This is a genomic window from Halanaerobium saccharolyticum (assembly GCF_004362045.1).
GTDB lineage: Bacteria > Bacillota > Halanaerobiia > Halanaerobiales > Halanaerobiaceae > Halanaerobium > Halanaerobium saccharolyticum_C.
In genome coordinates, this window is the sequence record NZ_SNWX01000002.1 from 28874 (window position 1) to 43659 (window position 14786).

14 protein-coding genes are annotated in these 14786 nt (G+C 37.9%); 10 read left to right on the plus strand and 4 right to left on the minus strand.

The features are described from left to right. Positions 1 to 15 precede the first annotated feature (15 nt). The 9 genes from nifD (at position 16) to DFR79_RS01615 (ending at position 9723) form a co-directional block, all read left to right on the plus strand. Positions 16 to 1632, plus strand: a complete 1617-nt coding sequence (gene nifD, locus DFR79_RS01575) for a nitrogenase molybdenum-iron protein alpha chain (RefSeq protein WP_133513753.1) — start codon at positions 16 to 18, stop codon at positions 1630 to 1632. Next, complete coding sequence (gene nifK / locus DFR79_RS01580; RefSeq protein WP_133513754.1) at positions 1632 to 2999, plus strand: nitrogenase molybdenum-iron protein subunit beta; 1368 nt, start codon at positions 1632 to 1634, stop codon at positions 2997 to 2999. The genes nifD and nifK overlap by 1 nt, the downstream gene beginning before the upstream one ends. Positions 3000 to 3108: 109 nt before the next feature. Further along, positions 3109 to 4677 (plus strand): nitrogenase component 1, encoded by a 1569-nt coding sequence (locus DFR79_RS01585; protein ID WP_133513755.1) that lies wholly within the window; start codon positions 3109 to 3111, stop codon positions 4675 to 4677. Beyond that, a complete protein-coding gene (locus DFR79_RS01590; RefSeq protein WP_133513756.1) occupies positions 4670 to 6082 on the plus strand; it encodes a nitrogenase component 1 in 1413 nt (470 codons plus the stop codon). Before DFR79_RS01585 ends, DFR79_RS01590 begins: the two co-directional genes overlap by 8 nt. Next, the gene (gene nifB / locus DFR79_RS01595; RefSeq protein ID WP_133513757.1) at positions 6082 to 7332 is read left to right on the plus strand and encodes a nitrogenase cofactor biosynthesis protein NifB; all 1251 of its coding nucleotides are present in this window, start codon (positions 6082 to 6084) and stop codon (positions 7330 to 7332) included. Before DFR79_RS01590 ends, nifB begins: the two co-directional genes overlap by 1 nt. Before the next feature lie 61 nt (positions 7333 to 7393). Then, entirely contained in the window at positions 7394 to 7702 is a 309-nt protein-coding gene (locus DFR79_RS01600) for a 2Fe-2S ferredoxin (protein WP_133513758.1), read from the plus strand. A 103-nt stretch (positions 7703 to 7805) separates the two neighbouring features. After that, a complete protein-coding gene (locus tag DFR79_RS16515) occupies positions 7806 to 8003 on the plus strand; it encodes a substrate-binding domain-containing protein (RefSeq protein WP_432207090.1) in 198 nt (65 codons plus the stop codon). A gap of 1 nt (position 8004) precedes the next feature. Next, positions 8005 to 8871 (plus strand): molybdate ABC transporter permease subunit, encoded by an 867-nt coding sequence (locus tag DFR79_RS01610; protein ID WP_133513759.1) that lies wholly within the window; start codon positions 8005 to 8007, stop codon positions 8869 to 8871. Positions 8872 to 8925: 54 nt separating this feature from the next. Continuing rightward, on the plus strand, positions 8926 to 9723 hold the full coding sequence (locus DFR79_RS01615) for a homocitrate synthase (RefSeq protein WP_133513760.1): 798 nt from the start codon (positions 8926 to 8928) through the stop codon (positions 9721 to 9723). Positions 9724 to 9806: 83 nt separating this feature from the next. Here DFR79_RS01615 and DFR79_RS01620 read toward each other — a convergent pair whose 3' ends face one another. From DFR79_RS01620 to pdxS, 4 genes are all read right to left on the minus strand, one after another. Beyond that, the gene (locus DFR79_RS01620) at positions 9807 to 10145 is read right to left on the minus strand and encodes a P-II family nitrogen regulator (protein ID WP_133513958.1); all 339 of its coding nucleotides are present in this window, start codon (positions 10143 to 10145) and stop codon (positions 9807 to 9809) included. A gap of 39 nt (positions 10146 to 10184) precedes the next feature. Beyond that, the gene (locus DFR79_RS01625; protein WP_133513761.1) at positions 10185 to 11525 is read right to left on the minus strand and encodes an ammonium transporter; all 1341 of its coding nucleotides are present in this window, start codon (positions 11523 to 11525) and stop codon (positions 10185 to 10187) included. Positions 11526 to 11632: 107 nt separating this feature from the next. Further along, positions 11633 to 12220, minus strand: coding sequence for a pyridoxal 5'-phosphate synthase glutaminase subunit PdxT (gene pdxT, locus DFR79_RS01630; RefSeq protein ID WP_133513762.1), 588 nt, complete (start codon positions 12218 to 12220; stop codon positions 11633 to 11635). Position 12221: 1 nt separating this feature from the next. Beyond that, positions 12222 to 13100 carry a pyridoxal 5'-phosphate synthase lyase subunit PdxS gene (gene pdxS / locus DFR79_RS01635; RefSeq protein WP_133513763.1) on the minus strand — a complete coding sequence of 293 codons (879 nt, stop codon included), beginning with the start codon at positions 13098 to 13100 and terminating at the stop codon, positions 12222 to 12224. Positions 13101 to 13277: 177 nt separating this feature from the next. Here pdxS and DFR79_RS01640 point away from each other — a divergent pair, with 177 nt between their 5' ends. Further along, positions 13278 to 14714 (plus strand): PLP-dependent aminotransferase family protein, encoded by a 1437-nt coding sequence (locus DFR79_RS01640; protein ID WP_133513764.1) that lies wholly within the window; start codon positions 13278 to 13280, stop codon positions 14712 to 14714. The last annotated feature ends 72 nt before the right edge of the window (positions 14715 to 14786 follow it).

The following is a 14786-nucleotide window of genomic DNA, read 5'->3' on the forward strand; positions in this document are numbered from 1 at the left end:
GAAGAGGTGAAGATAATGAAAAATAATAATGCAGGCATTGAAGATGTTTTAGATGAAGTTCTACAGTCATATCCTGCTAAATCAATGAAAAATAGAAAAGAACATATGCTGATCAAAGATCAGAAAAAAGGCAAACACAAAATAAAGGCTAATACCCGGACCATTCCAGGAATTATTACCAACCGTGGTTGTGCTTATGCAGGCTGTCGTGGAGTTGTTCTGGGCCCCTTAAAAGATGTAGTTCAGCTTGTGCACGGACCAATTGGATGCAGTTATTATGCCTGGGGAATGAGAAGACATCAGGGAGTGGCAGCAGAGGGCGGCAAAAACTTTATTAATTATACTTTTTCCACTGATATGCAGGATTCGGATGTTGTTTTTGGAGGAGAAAGAAAATTAAAAGAAGCAATCAAAGAAGCAGTAGAAATTTTTAATCCTTCAACAATTATGATAACAGCTACCTGTCCTGTTGGTTTGATAGGTGATGATATTAACAGTATTGCCAGACAGGCAGAAGCAGAGTATGGGATTACAGTCATGGCTTTTAACTGTGAAGGTTATAAAGGAGTCAGTCAGTCAGCCGGTCACCATATTGCAAATAATGAAATTATGGCCAATTTAGTCGGGATAGAAGATAAAGAGCTTGATTATAAATATCCAATTAACCTGATGGGTGAATATAATATTGGGGGAGATGCTTTCGAAATAGAAAGGATTTTAGAAAAAATTGGTTATGATATTGTTGCTTCATTTTCCGGTAATGGTACAGCAGATCAGATTAAGTATTCTCACGAAGCTGACTTAAATCTGGTCCAGTGTCACCGTTCAATTAACTATATTGCGGAAATGTTCGAAGAAAAGTATGGGATCCCCTGGTTAAAAGTTAACTTTTTAGGTGTGGATGCCACAATTAAAGCCCTGCGAAATATGGCAGAGTATTTTGATGACCCTGAATTAAAAGAGAGAACAGAAAAGGTAATTGCAGAGGAGCTGGCCCAGATTGAGGGTCCGCTGAACCGCTACAAAGAGCTTTTTGAAGGGAAAACAGCTTTCCTTTTTGTTGGAGGTTCCAGAGCCCACCACTATCAGAATGTATTTAAGCGTATTGGAATTGAAACAGTAGTTGCCGGCTATGAGTTTGGTCATCGAGATGATTATGAGGGCAGAGAAGTTATCCCTGATATTGAAATGACAGCTGATGATCGAAACATTCCGGAACTGGAAGTTACAAAAGATGACAAAAAATACAATATGAGAATTTCAAAAGCTAAAAAAGAGGAGCTGCAGCAGAAAATGCCCCTTGATTATTATGAAGGTATGATCAAGGAGATGGAGGATGGGAGTATTGTGATTGATGACCTAAACCACCACGAACATATCAAATTAACTGAAGCTTTAGAGCCGGATATTTTTTGCTCTGGAATTAAGGATAAGTATACTTCTCATAAAATGGGCATTTTTTCAAAACAGCTGCACAGTTATGATTACAGCGGTCCTTATGCAGGTTTTAAAGGTCATCTGCAGTTTGCAGAAGATATTGCAGCCGGAATTCTTAACCCCAGCTGGAGTTATATTAATCCTCCCTGGAAAGATAATGTTGAACTTGCAGGAACAATTGGAGGTGTTCGTTAATGCAGGATTTAGTACCTAAAGAATATAAAGAGAGAAACTCACTTGTTATCAATCCGGTTAAAACCTGTCAGCCAATTGGGGCAATGTATGCAGCTCTGGGTGTCCATGGAGCACTGCCGCACAGCCACGGATCACAGGGATGCTGTTCTTATCACAGAATGCATTTGACCAAACATTTTAGAGAACCGGTTGTTGCTTCTTCCAGTTCATTTACAGAAGGAGCCTCAGTATTTGGTGGTCGGGCTAACTTAGAAACAGCCCTGAAAAATATTTTTGCTGTCTATGATCCCCAGGTTGTGGCAATCAATACGACCTGTCTCTCAGAAACAATTGGTGATGATATTGGGTCAATTATTAATGGGTTTGATGTTCCGGAGGGAAAAACGATTATTCATGCCAGTACTCCCAGTTATGTGGGTTCTCATATTACAGGATTTTCGAATATGGTCAAGGCAATGATTAAACAGCTTTCGGAAAAAAATGAAGAAGCAAAGACAAATAACAAGCTGAATTTAATTCCTGGATTTGTTGATCCCGGAGATATCCGTGAGATTAAGAGAATACTAGAAGCTATGGATATCGACTATATTTTGTTTCCGGATCAGAGTGATGTGCTTGATACTCCTCTGGATGGCAATTATGATATGTATCCAGAAGGGGGAGTTACCATTCCAGAATTAAATGATACAGGTAATTCGCAGGCTACTATTGCACTGGGAGAATTTGCTTCTGCAGACTCTGCCTTTGAACTGGAAAAAAAGCATGATGTAAAACCATATATTCTCAAATCACCTGTCGGCATCAAGGCAACAGATGAATTATTAATGCAGCTGATGAAGCTGACTGGCAAAGAGGTGCCAGCCAAAATAGAAAAAGAAAGAGGCCAGCTGGTTGATATCATTGCAGACACTCATCATCAGTTCCATGGTAAAAAGGTAGCTGTTTATGGTGACCCTGATATAGTAATTTCTTTAACTGAATTTGTGTTAAGTCTGGGGATGAGGCCTGTTCATGTATTAACAGGAACACCAGACAATAAGTTTGAAGAAACAGTTACAGAAATGATGTCCGATGCAGACTGGGAATATAATATAACTGCCGGAGGAGATTTATTCCAGCTTCATCAGTGGATTAAAAATGATCCGGTAGATTTATTACTTGGTAATTCCTATGGTAAATTGGTTGCCAGGCAGGAAGATATTCCACTGGTCAGAGTTGGATTTCCTATTCTTGACCGCAGTGTACACTCCTATCTGCCAACTATTGGCTATAAGGGGGCAATTTTACTGGTTGAAAAAATTAGTGGAGCCTTACTTGATAGAAAAGATAGAGATACAGACTTTGAATTGACAGAGTTTGTGCTGTAAATATTTAACCCATCTGTTTTTTTAGGAGTATCATCAGTAGAGAGTAGTGTTAGGTAATGATAACTTGCTTTAAACAGATGGGTTATTTTTCATTCTGGAGGTGAAAAAGATGCAGAATTCAAGAAATAAAGCACTTTCCGAAAGAGAAGACTTTATTATGACTAAAGGAGATAAAAAAGAAAATATTAAGTGTGATCAGCAGAGTCTGGCAGGTGCAGTTAGTCAGAGAGCCTGTGTTTATTCTGGAGCCCGGGTTGTTCTCAATCCAGTTAAAGATGCCTATCATCTGGTCCATGGTCCTATTGGTTGTGCTAGCTATACCTGGGATATCAGAGGTAGTTTGACTTCTGGAGCTGATGTTTTTCGCAGTAGTTTTTCTACTGATTTAAAGGAAAAAGATATTGTTTTTGGTGGTGAGACAAAGCTGAAGTTAGTGATAGAAGAACTAATGGAAGCAGAGCAGTATGAGCCGGAAGTGATTTTTATTTATTCAACCTGTGTGGTGGGGGTTATCGGTGATGATCTAAAAGCTGCAGCCCGGAAGGCAGAAAAAAAGTATGGAATTAGAGTGATTCCGGTAGAATCTTCAGGTTTTGCCGGTACAAAATCTAAGGGATATAAAGCTGCCTGTGAGGCATTATTAACTTTAATGGATGATTTTAAGGCTGAAAATAATGGAGTAGAGAGTAGTAAAAAAGCCGCAGATAATAGAAATGAAATCAAAAAATTAAGTCAGCAGAATGAAGATTATGGAGAGTTAGATACAAAGGAAAAGATCAGGCTGCTTCAGAAAAAACTGAGTCAGATTAATTCTCTCCAGACTGGAAAGGCTATAGAAAATTTTAAAAACAAAAAGCTGAAAGAGCAGGCGGAAGTCAGCAGTTACAGTAAAAAAATAAATCTGCTGGGAGATTACAATCTGGCAGGTGAAGGCTGGATAATTGAAAATTATTTGAATCAAGTTGGAATAGAACTTGTAGCCAGATTTACTGGAGATTCAAGTATTAAAGATATTCGTAAAGCCCCTACTGCTGATTTAAATATAGTTCAGTGTGCTGGGTCAATGAAGTATCTGGCTAAAAGAATGGAAAAAAAGTTTGGAATTCCTTTCCTGGAGATTTCATTTTTAGGATTACAGGACAGCCTGGATTCCCTGCGCCAGATTGCTCAACACTTAGGTGATCAGATAATAATTAATAATGTTGAAAAACTAATTGCCCGCAGGCTGCCTGATACAGAAGCAAAATTGAGAATATATAAAAACTATCTCTCTGGCAAAAAAGCAGCAATTTATGTTGGTGGTGCTTTTAAGGCGATTTCTCTGGTCAAACAGTTCAATGATCTGGGAATTAAAACTGTGATGGTAGGAACTCAAAATGGTAAAGAATCTGATTACGAAAAGTTAAGAGAGCTGACTGACCCTGGAACTATTATTTTAGATGATGCTAATCCCTCCGAACTGGAGGTCTTTATGCGAGAAAAAGGAGCCGATGTTTTAGTTGGTGGAGTAAAAGACAGGGCTCTTGCCTATAAGATGGGGATTGCTTTTTTTGATCACAATCATGAGCGCAAAGATCCGCTGGTAGGATTTGAGGGAGTTGTTAATCTGGCTCAGGAGCTGGATTTAACAATTAACAGTCCAATCTGGAAAACGATCAGGAGTGGTATAGATGAGTAATTTTAAAAGATTAAATGTTAATCCCTGTAAGATGTGTATGCCGATAGGAGCGGCTGTTGCCTTTAAGGGAATAGAAGAGAGTATGCTTTTAATGCACGGGTCTCAGGGCTGCAGTACTTATATGAGAAGGCACATGTCTACCCATTATGAAGAGCCGATAGATATAGCTTCTTCTTCAATTGATGAGCAGGGTACAGTTTATGGAGGAGAAGAAAATTTAAGGCAGGGTTTAAAAAATCTGATTAAATTATATTCACCTAAAGTTATAGGTGTTGTAACTACCTGTCTGGCAGAAACAATTGGAGAAGATATAAATAGAATTGTAGCTGACTTTAAAAAAGCAAATAATGTTAAAGACATCTCTATTATTACAGTTCCAACTCCTGGTTATGGAGGATCTCAATTTGAAGGTTATTATCTAACATTAAGAAAAATTGTAGAGCAGCTTGGCGAAAAATCGAGAAATAAAAGCTCCCGGATAAATCTGGTTGCTGCAAACTTAAGTCCGGCAGAAATCCGAGAAATTAAAAGAATTCTGGATTTGTTTGAACTTGAGTATACAATTTTGCCTGATATCTCAAGAACTCTGGCCGCTCCTTTTACAGAAAACTACAGCAAAATACCTGCCGGAGGAACTGCAGTTTCTGAAATAAAAAACATGGGTGATGCTGCCTTTACAATTGAATTTGGGACACTTGTTGACAGCAGTCTTTCAACAGCCGTTTATCTTGAAGATAAATTTGGGATTCCTGCTTATAGACTGCCAATTCCAATCGGACTTAAGAATACAGATCAGCTGATAAATACCCTGGCAGAAATATCCGGCAAAAAAATTCCTTTAGGCTTAACAGAAGCAAGAGGTAGACTGATAGATACGATGATCGACTCACACAAATATAATGGAGCGGGCAGAGCAGCTGTCTTTGGTGATCCAGAGATGATTTATGCGGTCAGCTCTATCTGTCAGGAAAATGGAATTTCTCCTGTAATTATGGCTACCGGTACAGATCTGGATATTTTCCAGAGAAAGTTGAAAGAGCTTACTGCAGACAGTAGAGATCAGAACTTAATTTTTAGTGATACTGATTTTGAAGAGATTAGAAACTATGTTAATGAGTATGATATTAATATTCTGCTTGGTAATTCGGATGGAGCATTTATAGAAGAAAAAGACGGAATCCCATTAATCCGAATTGGTTTTCCAATTCATGATCGTGTGGGAGCTTCCAGACAGCAGAACATTGGCTATCAGGGTTCCAATAATTTACTTGATCAGATTACAAACCAGCTGCTGGCTCTGAAACATGACAATTATCGTGAAGATCTGTATCAAAAGTTTTATCATTCAAATAAAAGAACAAAATCGGAAAAAGAGATTGAAGAGTTGAAAGTAGGTGAGGAATAATGGATTTAAAAACAAAAACTCATCCCTGTTACAGTAAGTTTGCACATAATTATGCCAGAATGCATATTCCGGTTGCTGCAAAATGTAATATCAGCTGTAATTACTGTAATCGCAAATATGACTGTTTACATGAGACCAGGCCCGGAGTAACAAGCAAACTGCTGTCCCCGACTGAAGCATTAGCCAGGTTTAAAATTGTTAAAAGTAAAGTTGATAATCTGAGTGTGGTTGGTGTTGCTGGTCCTGGTGATGCTCTGGCTAGTTTTGAAGCCACCAGAGAATCTTTAGAGTTAATTAAAGCAGAAGATCCTGATCTGACCTTCTGTCTTTCCACAAATGGTTTAAGTTTGACAGATTATCAGGAAGAAATTTTGCGCCTGGGTGTTAGCCATGTAACTATCACGATTAATGCAGTTGAGCCGGAGATTGGAGCAAAAATATATGAGCGGGTAAACTATAAAGGGGAAACTCTAACAGGGGTTGAGGGAGCAGAACTTCTGCTTAAAAATCAGCTTTCTGGATTGAAATATCTGGCCCAGAACGGAGTTCTCTGTAAAGTAAATATTGTTTTAATTAAAGGAATAAATAATTACCATATTGAAGAGGTAGTAAAAACTGTAAAAGAAGCGGGAGCTTTTATGACCAATATTATGCCCCTGATTCCAGTTGAAGATACACCTTTTGCAGATAATCCTTTAACCAGTAAAGTGGAACTGGATTATTTGAGAAATAAATGTGAAGAAAATTTAAAGCAGATGTATCACTGTCAGCAGTGTCGTTCTGATGCAGTGGGCTGTTTAAATAAAGATAGGTCACTGGAATTTAAGGAAGAGAATAGTCTGAAGCTCGAAAAGAAAAGCGAGTCCCTGGTTCTTGAAGGAAATTATTATCTGGAGCAGGAAGAAAGACTTTTTGCTGTGGCCTCACAGGAGGGAGAAATAGTTAACCTGCACTTTGGTCATGCAAAAGATTTTTATATTTATCAGGTCAAAGAGAGCTCTATTAAATTTATAGAAAAGAGAAATGTCGAGCAGTATTGTACTGACAAAGAATGCAGTGACAGTGAAGATAGAATTGGCAGGATTATTAATACGATTTCTGATTGTGAAGCTGTTTTATCTGTTAGAATTGGGACTGTGCCCAGAAGAAAGCTGCTGCAGCACAATATTATAGCTGTGATGGTCTATGATAAGATTGAGTCAGCAATTAGATTTGCTCTGGGAGAAATGTATTCCGAAAATACTGGTTGAAAAATAGAAATTGGAAACTTGGAACAAATAAATTAGATTAAATAAAAAAGGAGCAATGATAATGAATAAACCCAAAAAACATATATTTGTCTGCAGCAGTTCCCGGATTAATGGTCAGCAGCGAGGATTTTGTGAGAGAAGGGATTCTGTTAGATTAATTCAGAATTTAATGAGAGAGGTTCAGGAACAGGATATAAGTTCTGAGGTGATTATTACAAATACTGGCTGTCTGGGAATCTGTACCCAGGGTCCAATAGTAATTGTTTATCCTGATGCTGTCTGGTATGGAAGTGTTACTCCTGATGATGCAGCAGAAATTATCGAGTCCCATATTTTAAATGACAAAGTAGTAGACAGATTAGAAATATAGTTTAATTAGTGAGATGATATTATGCTGAAAATAAAAAAGAGCAGCTTATATTTAATTAGCTGCATTTTACTGCTTCTAATTATTTTTAATCTTTCAGCCTGATATAACTCCAGAAACAGCAGAACAGCTGAAAGTTATAGAAATAGAAGCAGAGTATAATGTTGCAGCCTCCTATCCAGCAGCAGTTTTAAATTCTTCTCAAAATAAAGGGGAAGCTCTGAAATTTATTGATTACCTGTATTCTGAAGCAGGGGGTAAAATTCTGGCCAAATATGGATTTATAAAAGTAGGTAGTGATTAAAATGGGAAAAAATATTGGTCCTAAACAAAATACAGAGGCTATTTCTCCAGATATTAGTCTGGAGAATAGTTTTTTAGACTACTTTCGTAAGAAATCTGATCTGGATTTAACCCAGATAATTTTGTTCTCTTTAGCGGGTATAAATGTAATCTTTGTAATATTAATTATATCATCTTTATTTTTAAGCACCTCTATTGAGGGTCTGGTTACTACAGTTAATAACATAAATACGCTGCTCGCAATTAAAGTATCAGTTCTTTCTATCTTAATCTCAATTATGATTACGGTTTTAGTGGGAGTTCCCTTTAGTTATGTAGTCAGTCAAAAGGATAGTCGAATAAACAAAATAGTTAATATGTTTATTAAGCTGCCGCTTGTTATGCCGCCGACTGTAGCTGGACTGGCACTTCTACTCACTTTTGGCAGTCGGGGAATCTTAAGTGATATTATTAATACAATGAATCTGAGTTTACCCTTTACTTTTACTGCTCTGATCATTGTCCAGGTTTTTGTGATGCTGCCTCTGTTTACTCAGTCAGTAAAAAATGGTTTTGAAGCAATTGACGAAGAGGTTAAAGAAGCAGCAATGGTTTTTGGAGCCGAAGAAAAAGATATTTTATTTAAGATTTATCTTCCCTTAAGTATTAAACCTTTACTGACAGGAGTAATTATGGCCTGTCTCCGGGCAGCAGGAGAGTTTGGAGCCACCATTATGTTTGCCGGTAATTTATCAGGCAAAACGCAGACTCTATCTACTGCTATTTTTATTATGGCCCAGAAAGATCTGAGTCAGTCAATTGCTCTGGCTGTTGTTTTAATTATTACCTTTTCTTTACCGCTGATAATTTTAGAGTTAAAGTTGAAATGATATGCCGCCAAAATTCCCCTGCCTGAAAATAATAGGGAAAGGATTTAGATTTAAATGGAAAAAATAAAATTTGTAGATACCACACTCCGGGATGGTGAACAGACTCCTGGAGTTGTTTTTTCTGAGTCAGAAAAAATAATGCTGGCTCAAAAAATGGAGCTTTTAAAAGTAGATATAATTGAAGTTGGAATACCTGCTATTGGGAAAAAAGAAAGAGCAGTGATTAAAAAAATTATTAATTTAAATCTGGAAGCGAAAATATTACTCTGGAATAGAATGAAGATAGAAGATATTGATTTATCTTTAAGCTGTGGAGCTAAAAATATCCATCTTTCGGCTCCGGTTTCCAATCTCCAGCTGGAAGTTAAATTGAAAAAAGAAAAATCTCAACTTTTAGCTGAAATGACTGAAGCTATAAAATATGCAAAAACTGCTGGCTGTCTGGTATCTATTGGTGCCGAAGATGCATCTAGAGCAGAAAAAAGTTTTCTATTTGAATATCTTAAAACAGCAGAAAATGCTGGCGCTGAAAGATTTCGCTATGCAGATACAGTTGGTATTCTGGAGCCTTTTTCTACCTTTAATATGCTGAAAGAGATTCGAAGCAAAACAGAAATGGAAATAGAATTTCATGCCCATAATGATTTTGGCCTGGCAGTGGCAAATTCTCTGGCAGCCTGGAGAGCCGGAGCTGATTATATAAGTTCTACCATTACCGGGATTGGAGAGCGGGCTGGAAATACTGATTTTAAAGAGTTTGTAGAGGCCTATAATTATTTTTATGGGCAGCAGCTTAATTTTGACTGGGAAATCTATCAGAAACTTTTAAGTAAGATGAAGATGGCTCTTTAGTATTTGGAAATTCTTAAAAATAAAAACCCTGCCGTTATTAACCGGCAGGGTCAGAAGGGTTATTGCTCTGATTTATATGTTTTTTAAAGTGCAGCTGTTCCTTCTTCACCGGTTCTAATTCTGATCGCATTTTCTACATCAGAGACAAATATTTTTCCATCTCCAACCTCACCGGTCTGGACAGCTTCTTTAATTGATTCAACAATCTGATCAACTTTAGTATATTCTACAACTGTTTCGACTTTGATTTTCTTCCTCAATCTAACTCTGTAGCTGACACCACGGTACATTTCGGTCTGTCCTTTTTGAGAACCATATCCTTTTATCTCTTTGATGTTTAAACCACTAACTCCAATTTCTTCTAAGCAGTCGATAACTCGATCAGTTTTGTCAGGTCGAATAATAGCTTCTATTTTTTTCATCATCTATCAACACCTCTGTTTTGGATTTTGGAATTCAATTTATTTTTCAGCCTTAACATTGACCATGAAATCTGGATAGGAATCGGCACCGTGTTCTGAGTAATCAAGACCTTCAATCTCATCTTCTTCGGAGACTCTGAGTCCGATTACTGCATCGATTATCTTAAACAGGGCAAATCCAAGTCCAAAGGCCCAGATGAAAACAGTTACTACACCAATAATCTGAGTAATTAATAAACTAACTCCGCCTCCAAAAAGAAGGCCGCCTTCTGCTGCAAAAAATCCAACTGCAATGGTACCAAAGGCTCCACAAACACCGTGCACAGAAACAGCACCCACAGGATCGTCAATCTGCAGTTTATCAAAAAATTCAACCGCATAGATAACTATAATCCCTGCAATACCTCCAATTATAACAGCTGATAAGTTTCCAACTGCTGCTGTACCAGCAGTAATACCTACCAGACCGGCTAAAGCACCGTTTAAAGTCATACTCACATCTGCCTTACCATATTTAATCCAGCTGACTATCATAGCCATTACTGCACCTGCAGCTGCCGCCAGGTTGGTTGTTACAGCAATTGAAGCGATGGATAAATCAGTACCGGCTACTGTAGAACCGGGGTTAAATCCAAACCAGCCAAACCAGAGAATAAAAACACCAAGTGCTGCCATTAAAAGGTTGTGTCCGGGCAGTGCATTGGCACTTCCATCTTCATTATATTTACCAATTCGGGGTCCTAAAACAATGGCACCGGCTAGAGCAGCCCAGCCACCCACAGAGTGGACAACAGTTGAACCGGCGAAATCGACAATACCCATTTCGGCTAACCAGCCACCACCCCAGATCCAGTGTCCAACCACAGGATATATAAATGCGGTAATTACGACACTGTAGGCTAAGTAACCGGAAAAATTAGTTCTTTCTGCCATGGCACCAGAAACAATAGTTGCTGCTGTTGCTGCAAAAACTGTCTGGAAGATAAAAAAGGCTGCGATTGGAATATCGAGTCCTAAATTGGCAAATGAATCCTGCAGAAAATAACCGGTTGAACCAATAAAGCTGTTTCCACTGCCAAACATAAAGGCAAATCCAACAGCCCAGAAAACTAAGGAACCTGAGGCAAAGTCCATCATGTTTTTCATAATAATATTACCAGCGTTTTTGGCTCTGGTAAAACCAGCCTCAACCATAGCAAATCCAGCCTGCATAAAAAAGACAAGGAAAGCTGCAATTAAAGTCCAGATGGTGTCAATAGCGACTGCGTTGGCTGCTGCCTGTCCATCCTGGGCAAAAGCCAGACCGCTAAATAAAGCCACCAGTGTTAATGTCATCAAAATTGTTTGCATAAACTTGCTTCTCGTTACTCTACTACTCATAATAATTTCCTCCTCGTGTTAGGTATGTGTTAATTATGAGTAAATTATAGTTTCTAAAAAATGAGAAAGCAAGGAATTTGGAGTTTATATAACCGTATACAGTTATTTCAGCTAATTTTATTTCTGATTTTGCTCACAAAATACTGATGAAAAGCATTGCTGTCTGTGAGCTCAGGGTGAAAAGAGGTACCAATTAAGTTTTTGCTTTCTACAGCAGCAATTTGTCCTTCTTTTTGATAGAGGATCTCGATCCCTCTTCCAACTTCTGTAATTAAAGGGGCTCTAATAAAGACAAGCTCCTGGATCGAATCAGAAATTTTAGGTATAACAGCTTTTTCAATAAAACTATTAAGCTGGCTGCCAAAAGCATTTCTTTTAACTTTAATATCCAGAAGCCCCAACTGCTCTTCTTTTTCTCCCTCAACTTCAGCTGCCAGCAGGATTAAGCCAGCACAGCTGCCCCAGATAACTTTTTGCTGCTGATAAAACTTTCTGATTGCTTTTTTGAAATTATAGGCTTTAATTAACTTTCTGATTGTTGTGCTTTCACCACCAGGGATTATTAACCCGGCACAGCTATTTAATTCTTCCGGTTTTTTAACAGCCAGAGCCTGGACATTTTCAATTTGATTTAAATGATCTAAATGCTCAGCTACTCCCCCCTGGAGGGCCAGCACTCCCACTTTAATCTTCATTTTACCAGCCACGATCAGCCATTTTTTCGGCGTCAGTCAGTCCATTAACATCAATACCGGACATTGCTTTACCCAGATCTTCGGAGACTTCTGCTATAATCTGTGGATCTCGATAGTGGGTTGTTGCTCTAACAATTGCTTCGGCTCTTTTAGCCGGATTACCGGAACGGAAGATTCCAGAACCAACAAAAACTCCATCACAGCCCAGCTGCATCATTAAGGCAGCATCTGCAGGAGTGGCAATTCCCCCAGCTGCAAAATTAACAACCGGCAGTTTGCCGTGTTCTGCTATATATTCTACAAGTTCAAAAGGGGCCTGCATCTCTTTAGCAGCAGTCATCAGCTGTTCACTGCTTAAAGTGGTTAGATTATTTATTTGAGAATTAATTTTTCGCATATGGCGAACCGCTTCTACCACATTTCCGGTTCCTGCTTCTCCCTTTGTTCTAATCATAGCAGCCCCTTCTCCGATTCTTCTCAGAGCCTCACCAAGATTGGTGGCTCCGCAGACAAAAGGAATCTCAAATTTTCGTTTATCAATGTGATAAGATTCATCAGCTGGAGTTAAAACCTCACTTTCATCAATATAATCTATCTCCAGTGCTTCTAAAATCTGAGCTTCTACAAAATGCCCGATCCTTACTTTAGCCATTACCGGGATGGAAACAGTTTTTGCAATTTTTTTGATCATTTTTGGGTCAGACATTCTGGCAATTCCGCCTTCTTTTCTAATATCAGCTGGAACTTTTTCCAGGGCCATAACCGCCACTGCACCTGCTTCTTCTGCAATTTTTGCCTCTTCCGCAGTGGTAACATCCATAATGACTCCGCCTTTTAACATTTGAGCTAAATTTTTGTTTAAACGATATTTTTCTGACATAAACTTCTCTCCTCCTGATTGCTTAATTTAAATTGTAATGATACAATAACAATAAATAAGATGATTCAAAGTTAAAAACTAATACAATTATAAATTAAGCTAATACAAAATGTCAAACTAATAATACAATATACAATAAATTGCTTTGTGATAATACAATTTTGAGGAGTTGAGAAAATGTTGGAGATTAAATTAGATGAAGACAGTCGTTCTGCTTTATATCTGCAGCTTTATAAAAAACTAAAGGATAAAATCAAAAATGAACTTAAAGTTGATACTAAACTGCCGCCAATCAGGAAAATGGCAGCAGAAGTCAATGTTAATCCAGCCACAGTTGTTAAGGCTTACGATATGCTGGCAGAAGAACAATTAATTTACAAAAAGGTTGGCAGCGGCAGTTTTGTGGCCCCGGAGAAAAAATCTAGTTATTCTGAAAACAGAGAAGATATGTTAAAACATGGACAGATTAAATTATCTGAAAGTATTAATTTTGCCAGTGCTGCTCCCAGTACCGATTTATTTCCAGTTGCAGATTTTAAATATGCAATTAATCAGGTTTTAGAAAGGGACCAGGGTGAGGCTTTTACTTACCAAAAGAGCCAGGGATTTTTGCCTCTGCGGAAATCAATTAAGAAATATTTTGAGGAGCAGGGAATCAATTCTTCTTTAAAACAGATTCAGGTGGTTTCGGGGGCTCAGCAGGCAATAGATATTATCAGTAAAATACTTTTAGATTATAGAGATCAAATTATAGTAGAGGATCCAACATATTTTGGGGCGCTGCAGGCTTTTAATTCTCGTCGGGCAGAGATAAAAAGTATTAAGATGGAGCAGGATGGAGCTGATCTGGAGGAAATGGAAATCTATCTGCAAAAAAATAAAATAAAGTTTTTTTTCACCATGCAGAACTTTCAGAATCCAACCGGTGTTAACTGGAGTCGAGAAAAACAGCGGCAGCTGCTTGAACTGGCCGAGAAATATAATTTTTATATTATAGAGGATGATATTTTATCTGATCTAAATTATGATCAGAACAGAATAAATAATTTAAAGGAATTTGATGAACAGGGAAGAGTGATCTATATTAAAAGTTTTTCTAAAGTATTTATGCCTGGTTTAAGGCTGGCCTTTATTATTTTACCGGAAAAACTTCTGCCTGAAGTGCTGGAAGCTAAATATGCAACTGATATTTCCAGCGGTGGTTTAACTCAGAGAGCTTTTGATTATTATCTGCGAGAAGGCTTATTAGATAAACATATTAGTTTCCAGCGAAACTTATTCCAAAAACGATATCAGCTGATGCGGGAGCAAATAATTGGGCATTTACCGGAGGAAATTAAAATAACTTTTGGGATAAAAGGTGGACTTTATTTCTGGCTTAATTTACCACAGGATCAGGACACACAGGCACTCTATGAAATAGCTGTTCAAAAAGGTTTAGTTTTTTCACCAGGTCATCTTTTTAGTGCCAGTAAGCGATATTCTAATTATCTGCGCCTCAGTTTTGCAGCTGTGGATGAAAAGCAGATAAAAAGAGGGATCAGGATTTTAAAAGATAGCTATTATAATTACAGAGGTGAAGAGCTTAATGATGATTACAGCCCTCTACTTTAAGTAAATAAAAATTAAATGACTAGTAACTAAAGCCCTCTGGAATATTCTAGAGGGCTTTTGTAATTAGATGGT

Bases quoted from the DNA above. Each gene is read 5' to 3' on its own strand.
- nifD (WP_133513753.1), top strand. From the start codon at position 16: ATGAAAAATAATAATGCAGGCATTGAAGATGTTTTAGATGAAGTTCTA.
- nifK (WP_133513754.1), top strand. From the start codon at position 1,632: ATGCAGGATTTAGTACCTAAAGAATATAAAGAGAGAAACTCACTTGTT.
- DFR79_RS01585 (WP_133513755.1), top strand. From the start codon at position 3,109: ATGCAGAATTCAAGAAATAAAGCACTTTCCGAAAGAGAAGACTTTATT.
- DFR79_RS01590 (WP_133513756.1), top strand. From the start codon at position 4,670: ATGAGTAATTTTAAAAGATTAAATGTTAATCCCTGTAAGATGTGTATG.
- nifB (WP_133513757.1), top strand. From the start codon at position 6,082: ATGGATTTAAAAACAAAAACTCATCCCTGTTACAGTAAGTTTGCACAT.
- DFR79_RS01600 (WP_133513758.1), top strand. From the start codon at position 7,394: ATGAATAAACCCAAAAAACATATATTTGTCTGCAGCAGTTCCCGGATT.
- DFR79_RS01610 (WP_133513759.1), top strand. From the start codon at position 8,005: ATGGGAAAAAATATTGGTCCTAAACAAAATACAGAGGCTATTTCTCCA.
- DFR79_RS01615 (WP_133513760.1), top strand. From the start codon at position 8,926: ATGGAAAAAATAAAATTTGTAGATACCACACTCCGGGATGGTGAACAG.
- DFR79_RS01620 (WP_133513958.1), bottom strand. From the start codon at position 10,145: ATGAAAAAAATAGAAGCTATTATTCGACCTGACAAAACTGATCGAGTT.
- DFR79_RS01625 (WP_133513761.1), bottom strand. From the start codon at position 11,525: ATGAGTAGTAGAGTAACGAGAAGCAAGTTTATGCAAACAATTTTGATG.
- pdxT (WP_133513762.1), bottom strand. From the start codon at position 12,220: ATGAAGATTAAAGTGGGAGTGCTGGCCCTCCAGGGGGGAGTAGCTGAG.
- pdxS (WP_133513763.1), bottom strand. From the start codon at position 13,100: ATGTCAGAAAAATATCGTTTAAACAAAAATTTAGCTCAAATGTTAAAA.
- DFR79_RS01640 (WP_133513764.1), top strand. From the start codon at position 13,278: ATGTTGGAGATTAAATTAGATGAAGACAGTCGTTCTGCTTTATATCTG.